At 57.4% G+C, this 7,161-nt stretch carries 5 protein-coding genes; all 5 read left to right on the top strand.

The window, feature by feature from the left end; translation table 11 throughout:
* Nucleotides 1-252 precede the first annotated feature (252 nt).
* Nucleotides 253-987 (top strand): hypothetical protein, encoded by a 735-nt coding sequence (locus K1X75_18230; GenBank protein ID MBX7060005.1) that lies wholly within the window; start codon nt 253-255, stop codon nt 985-987.
* Nucleotides 988-1,119: 132 nt separating this feature from the next.
* On the top strand, nt 1,120-2,895 hold the full coding sequence (locus tag K1X75_18225; protein MBX7060004.1) for a hypothetical protein: 1,776 nt from the start codon (nt 1,120-1,122) through the stop codon (nt 2,893-2,895).
* A 150-nt stretch (nt 2,896-3,045) separates the two neighbouring features.
* The gene (locus tag K1X75_18220) at nt 3,046-6,078 is read left to right on the top strand and encodes a DEAD/DEAH box helicase family protein (GenBank protein MBX7060003.1); all 3,033 of its coding nucleotides are present in this window, start codon (nt 3,046-3,048) and stop codon (nt 6,076-6,078) included.
* Nucleotides 6,079-6,262: 184 nt separating this feature from the next.
* Nucleotides 6,263-6,895: an NYN domain-containing protein gene (locus K1X75_18215; protein MBX7060002.1), complete on the top strand. Its 633-nt coding sequence runs from the start codon at nt 6,263-6,265 to the stop codon at nt 6,893-6,895.
* 22 nt (nt 6,896-6,917) lie between these two features.
* Nucleotides 6,918-7,161, top strand: a 244-nt coding sequence (locus K1X75_18210) for a hypothetical protein (protein ID MBX7060001.1), incomplete at its 3' end; no start/stop codon positions are given.

The raw sequence follows: 7,161 nt of genomic DNA, 5'->3' as shown, positions 1-7,161 counted from the left end.
CTCGCGCTGCAACCCGAAGAGGGCCATCAGTCCCCCCAGTAGCAGACCGACAATGACCAGCCAGATCAGGAGCTGGGAGCGAATGAAGTAGTGCAGAAGGCGTTCGATCATGCAGCAGGCCCGCTTTGGGATTTAGTCCAACGACTAATTTTTTCAGGCCGCCACTGGCGGCAAGGGGAAATGCAACGTGGCGTCTTGAAAAGTACGAACTTCGCGCAGCGGCGGCCAGTCTGAATCCCTGGGGTCTTGAGATTGGACCGTGCACCTGCAATACCGTTCGCTCTTTTCCTGATTCACGCGGCGCTGGTTGCCGCCGCTGCTTGTAGCAGCGGCTACACACGCGGCAGCATCGATCCAACGCCTGCGGGGCAATTGCGCGCCAATGATGCCGAGATCGAAACGCTATTGCGCGAACGTCCTCGTCTTCCGGCGCAATTTAAGCTTGGCGTGGTTTTTCTCAATTCAGGGTATGGCTGGCGCTTCTCCACCGCCGATCGTGATCAAACTCTGGCCATGGCCGAGTCTCTGCGCGAGGAACGGCTGATTTCTGCGATGTTCGTGGTGGACCCGGAGATCCTGGCTCTGCATGCCGACCTGGCCGCACTTGCCTTTACCGAACGACCTCGGCTGGACGAAATTCGCCAGATGGCGGCGCGCTATGGAGCGGACGCTGTGGCCGTAGTCAGCGGCGAGGCCCAGGTGAAGGAGGAGGCCAATGCGCGGGCCGTGTTCTATCTCACAGTGGTCGGCTGCTGGCTGGCGCCGGGCTCGCACCGCAGCGTGCTATTCACTGCACGGGCCAGCGTATGGGACGTGCGCAGCGGGGTATTGCTGGCCTCCGCCAGCGCTGAAGCGGAACGCAGCTCCACGCGGCCCTACGCACTAACGAACGAAGATGAGCTTACGGCAGACGCCAAAGACGAGGCCATGGAAAGTTTGGCCGACGAACTGCAGCGTCAATTGCTGGCGCTGGCGCCGCAGAGTTGAGAGCCTGCATTCAGGCAGACTGCCGCCTTCGGGTTGCCAGAAAGTTGCGAGTCATAGAAACAAAATTCCCTGGCCCCTGGCATCTGACAGGCAAGTTTCGGTCTGCTGGCGCGACAGGAGTTTGGCGCAGCTATGAGAGCTCTGCTTGCAATCTACTTTTTCGTCTTCTTGCTTGCGGGGCGAGGCCTGCAAGCGCAATGGATTCAAACCAACGGACCCGTCGGCGGCACAATTCGCTGCTTCGCCGTGAATGGTCCGAATCTTTACGCCGGCGCCTGGGGCGGCGGCGTGTTTCTATCCGTCGATGGCGGCGCAAGCTGGAGAGCCGTAAATACAGGGCTGAGCAACAGACATGTGCGCTCGCTTGTCGCAAACGGTTCGAATGTCTTTGCGGGTACGTTGGGCGGCGGAGTGTTTCTATCCGTCGATGGCGGCGCAAGCTGGAGAGCCGTCAATACGGGGCTGAGTGACAGACAGGTACGTTCGCTTGCCGTGAGCGGCGCCAATCTCTATGCAGGGACTGAGGCGGGCGGCGTCTTTCTTTCTGCCGACAACGGTGCAAGCTGGAAGTCGGTCGCCAGCGGCTTGCCCGACGCAGAGGTTCAATCGCTGGCGGCGCACGCCGGGAAGCTTTACGCGGGGACACGCACGGGCGTTTATCTTTCCACGGACAATGGCGCAAGCTGGCGGGCGGCAAATGCAGGCTTAAACGATGCAACCGTACGCTCGCTTGTTGTAAGCGGTTCAAATCTATTTGCGGGGACTTACGGCGACGGCGTCTATTTGTCCGCTGACAATGGCTTCAGCTGGAGGGCGGTCAACAGCGGGCTCACCGACAGGCGCATCGAGGCTCTCGCAGCAAGCGGACCAAATCTCTTTGCAGGCGCCTGGGGCGGCGGCGTGTTTCTTTCCACGGACAACGGCGCAAACTGGAGGGCTGTGAATGCCGGGCTGAGCAACAGGCAAGTCGAGGCTCTTACAGTGAGCGGCGCCAATCTCTATGCCGGCGTCCGGGGCGGCGGCGTGTTTCGTTCCGCCGATAGCGGTGCAAGCTGGCGGGCCGCCACTCACGGCCTGACAAGCGCAGAGGTCCTTTCACTTGCTGCCAGCGGCTCAGGACTTTTTGCGGGCGCAGGCGACGGACTCTTTTCGTCCACTGATAACGGAGCAAACTGGAAGCGTCTCGATATCAGCCAGGCGAACTTATACGTTGGATCCTTTGCTTCAAGTCCTCCCCATCTCTATGCCGGGACCGGGGGCGGCGTACTGCTTTCCACAGACAACGGCGTAAGCTGGCGGACCGTCAATAGCAGCCTGAGCAATCTGAATGTTAGATCTCTGGCCCTGAGTGGAACTCAACTTTATGCTGGCACTGAGGGTGGCGTATTTCTCTCCACGGACAACGGCGCAAGTTGGCAGTCTGTTACTAGCGGTCTGAGCAATCTGCATGTCAGATCTCTGGCCCTGAGTGGAACTCAACTTTATGCAGGTACTGATGGTGGCGTATTTTCCTCTGCGGATAGCGGCGCAAACTGGCGGGCCATCAACAACGGCTTGACGGAAACCAACGTTAGAACTCTTGCCGTGAGCGCTTCGAATTTGTTTGCGGGAACCTGGGGCGGCGGCGTGTTTCTTTCCACCGACAGCGGCGCAAGCTGGAGAGCCGTCAACAATGGCCTGACAGACCTCTTTGTTGCTACTTTTGCGGTGAGCGCTTCGAAACTTTTTGCCGGCACACGGCGCGGCCTGTTTTTGTCGTGCGACAACGGCGCAAGCTGGAGGTCGGTCAGCGGGGGCCTGGCGGATTCCGAGGTGCAGTCGCTTGTCGTGAGCGGTTCCTATCTTTTTGCGGGAACCTGGGGAAGCGGCGTTTGGCGGCGTCCGCTTGAGGAGTTCGCGGAGCCTTGAGATTGTCCGAAAGAGAGCGCTCGCCGTGCGGAGCCGCGGAGAGTCTCGGCGCGCGCTCGCCGCGAAACGCCACTCTACTTCGCTTTCCTTCAATTCCTTAGGGGAAGAGGCTTTACAAATCGATGATACTGCGCAGCGCTAGTCCTGCCGATGGTCGAGCAATTCTTTGAAGCTCCGGTCCTGAATTCCGCCTACGAGTATCCCGGTCGGCACTGGGAACTGGATAGCGACGGCCAACCAACTGGGAAGATTATCGACTCAAGGCGGCAAGCCCGCTTGATTACTCCAATTCCTCAGCCGCAAAAGCAGCGGAGCAAAGATAAGGGACAGCCGAAGCTAGGATTGAGCACATCTCCGGGCGTAGACACGGCCGAGCAAGAGTACGATCCCTATCCAATAATCAATCAGGTGCGTACTCAGGTCGATCAATGGCGAGGGTTTCCGAGAAAAGATTGGGATGTTACGTCTGAAACAGCGCGGCTGCTTGAATACTGGCGGCATCATGAATTTCAGAATGCACGACCGTTCTTCTGTCAACTTGAAGCAGTCGAAACCCTGATCTGGCTTACGGAGGTCGCCCCCAGCCTGGCCAGAAGCGGACTGTATCATCGACTTACTGACCACATCAACGCCGCAAATGCCGCTGCGAATCCAGAACTGCAGCGAATCGCACTGAAACTTGCCACCGGCGCGGGAAAGACAACCGTCATGGCGATGATCATAGCATGGCAGACAATCAATGCGGTTCGCTATCCGCAGAGCAAAAGCTTTACGCGCGGCTTTCTCATAGTCACTCCGGGAATCACCATTAAGGATCGGTTGCGCGTTCTATTGCCCAACGACCCGAACAGCTACTATGTCCAGCGCGAACTGGTTCCAGCCGAGTATCGCGGCGATCTCGATCGCGCAGAAGTGGTCATTACGAACTATCATGCCTTTCGCCTGCGAGAAAAGTTCGAAGCAGCAAGAGGTACCCGCGCCTTGTTGCAGGGGCGAGGGCCTGCCCTGCAGACGACGGAGACCGACGGCGAAATGATTCGTCGAGTCATGAAAGAGTTGATGGGCATGCGCAATATCCTCGCCCTCAACGATGAGGCGCACCATTGCTATCGCGAAAAGCCGGTCTCGGGCGCCGAAAGCCTCAGCAAAGAAGATCGCGACGAGGCGAATCGAAACAATGAGACCGCTCGGCTCTGGATTTCCGGACTGGAAACCGTCAAGCGCAAGCTGGGAATTCGCCGCGTAGTTGATCTTTCGGCAACGCCCTTTTTTCTACGGGGATCCGGCTACGCTGAGGGATCTCTGTTCCCCTGGACCGTTTCCGATTTTTCACTGATGGATGCAATTGAATCGGGCATCGTCAAATTGCCGCGGATTCCCATAGCGGACAATGTGCCGGGCGGCGACATGCCGAAGCTGCGCAATCTCTGGGATCATATTGGATCGCGGATGCCAAAGGGGGCCCGCTCCAAAGGAGATCCGGCCGATCCGGCAGGTCGTATGCCAGCTGAACTGCTGACTGCACTCAACGCGCTCTACGGACATTACGAAAAGACCTTTTTGCAGTGGGAGCAAGCGGCAATTGGCGTTCCTCCGGTGTTTATCATCGTCGCCAGCAATACAAGCGCTTCCAAAATGATCTATGACTACATAGCCGGTTTTGAACGCGACATCGAAGGTCAACGTAGGGCGACGCAGGGCGCATTCAAGCTGTTTCAAAACTACGATTCTGAGGGAAGGCGTCTGCCCAGACCAAATACGCTTTTGATTGATAGTGAGCAGCTGGAATCCGGCGACGCTCTCGATGCGGGCTTTCGAGAAGCCGCGTACATGGAGCTGGAGCAGTTTCGGCGAGAATTTCAACTGCGCGGCGGTTCGCGCGAAGAAGCTGATAAGCTCAGTGACGCTGATATATTGCGAGAAGTCATGAATACAGTTGGGCGCGAAGGGCGTCTGGGGGAGACAGTGCGCTGCGTCGTCTCCGTTTCGATGCTGACAGAAGGCTGGGATGCCAATACTGTGACGCACATCCTGGGCGTTCGCGCCTTTGGTACGCAATTGCTTTGCGAGCAGGTGGTCGGGCGAGCGCTTCGGCGTCAAAGTTACGAGCCGGCGGAAGATGGCAAGATGCGCGTCGAATACGCGGATATTCTTGGGATTCCCTTTGCGTTTACAGCGGAGCCAGTGGCCGCGGAGGCGCGCGCTCCGCGCAAGGCGACTTCAGTTTATGCCGTCAGCCCGGAGCGCGACGATCGTGAAATTATCTATCCGCGTGTTGTAGGCTACCGCCTTGAATTGCCCGCAGAGCGTCTCGAAGCAAAGTTCTCAGATGATTGCACATTGCGCCTGACGCCGGAACTGGTGGGTCCGTCGATCACGAGAAACAGCGCGATCATCGGCGAACGCATTGAGCTGACTATGGAACATCTGGAAGCGATGCGGCCGGCCGAGATTGAATGGAAATTGACGCATCACCTGTTGCTGCGCAATTTTCGCGATCCCGATGACGCGCCAAAGCTGCATTTGTTTGGCCAGCTGCGCGCAATTGTTGGGCAATGGATTAGCGGCGGCTATCTGCGCTGCTCAGGGGAAACCAAGGCGGCGCAAGTTCTTTATCCAGAAATCGCCGATCGCGCTGCGGAGCGGATACGCGCTGCTATCTCGCAAGCGGGCGGCAGCCAGCAGCAGGTTCTGGCGATCGTTGACCATTCCAGTCCCCTGGGATCTACACGCGCCATCAACTTCAGTACGACAAAGACGACGTATCGCACGGACCCGCGCAAGTGCCATGTAAATGCTGTTGCCATCGATAGCGACTGGGAGGCCCAGTTCTGTCGGCTGGCGGAAGGCCGCGAGGAAGTCATCTGCTATGTCAAGAATCAGAACCTGGGTCTGGAGGTCCCGTATCGTACTGGCGGCGGAGTCCGCCGCTACATCCCGGACTTTCTGGTACGCATCAACGACGGAAATGCGGACCCGCTGAATCTGGTGGTAGAGGTTAAGGGCTATCGCGGCGAGGATGCCATTGACAAAGCCAATACTATGAAGAATTTCTGGGTTCCGGGCGTTAACAATCTGGGCCGGTTTGGGCGCTGGGATTTCATAGAATTCCGCGACGTTCACGAGATGGACCGCGAATTCGATGCGTTTCTGAAGTCGGTTCGAACCGAGGCGCGCCGGTGAATTCCGGCAGACAGGCCTACGACTGGCCAGCAAATCGCGATTTTTCAGAAAGGGTTTTTTTGGTCCAATTAGTGCTCGCCGCCTTGTTGCTCCGGACCGAAAATGGTGACATATCACCCCGTTTGCTTCGGCGGCGGGCGCAAGGCCAGCCATTCGGTTGGCCTTTGCTTTTTTGGGGGCGCCCATGAAGCCCCTGCGGACTCGGGTCTACATCGACGGCTTCAATCTCTACTACGGACTTGTGCGCAGGACAGCTTACAAATGGCTGGACATTGGCGCTCTGTGTCGCGCCTACCTCGATCCAGCAAAAAACCCGGTAGACCGAATCAAATATTTCACCGCGCGCATTATTTCTAAACCTTCCGATCCACAGCAGGCTATACGCCAGGAGACCTATCTGCGGGCGCTCCAGACTTTTTCAGACATAGAGGTGGTCTTTGGTCACTTCCTTTCGCATCCAGTCAGGATGCCGCGCGCGGATGGGGGAGGTTTCGTTGAAGTCATCAAAACAGAAGAGAAAAAGTCGGATGTAAATCTGGCCGTTCATATGCTCCACGATGCTTTCCAGGACAGATACGACCTTGCTGTTCTGGTCTCGAACGACTCGGATTTTTCCGAAGCTCTTGCCATTATCAAGAACGAGCTGAACAAGAAAATCGGCATTCTAAATCCTCAGCAACAACGCGCCAGCCGTGAGCTTCACAAGCACGCCCTATTTTTCAAGCAGCTGCGGAGGGGCGTCGCCGCCCGCTTCCAGCTGCCATTGGAATTAAGAGATTCCCATGGGATGATCACTAAACCGAACGCCTGGAATTGAATCGACAATCGAGAAGAACAAAATGGCCAAATCTTCCAAAAAATCCGTCGAGACCTTGAAGCACAGTTCCGCCCGTCGTCCCAATATTCCGACGGCGGAATTCGAATCAGTGATGCAGGAGCAGGACAAGACGCCGCTCCGCGTCGCCTATGAGCGGCGCAACCGCGATCTGGATCCGCAGTTGGTCTGGCGCGGCAAAGACGAACAGGACTGGTCCGATCTGGTGGTCCACGCCCCGCCGCTTTATATCCAGGAAAAGGTTCACC

The sequence above is a fragment of the Leptospirales bacterium genome (genome assembly GCA_019694655.1).
Classification (GTDB): Bacteria; Spirochaetota; Leptospiria; order Leptospirales; family Leptonemataceae; genus SSF53.
This window is presented reverse-complemented; position numbering and strand designations above follow the sequence as displayed.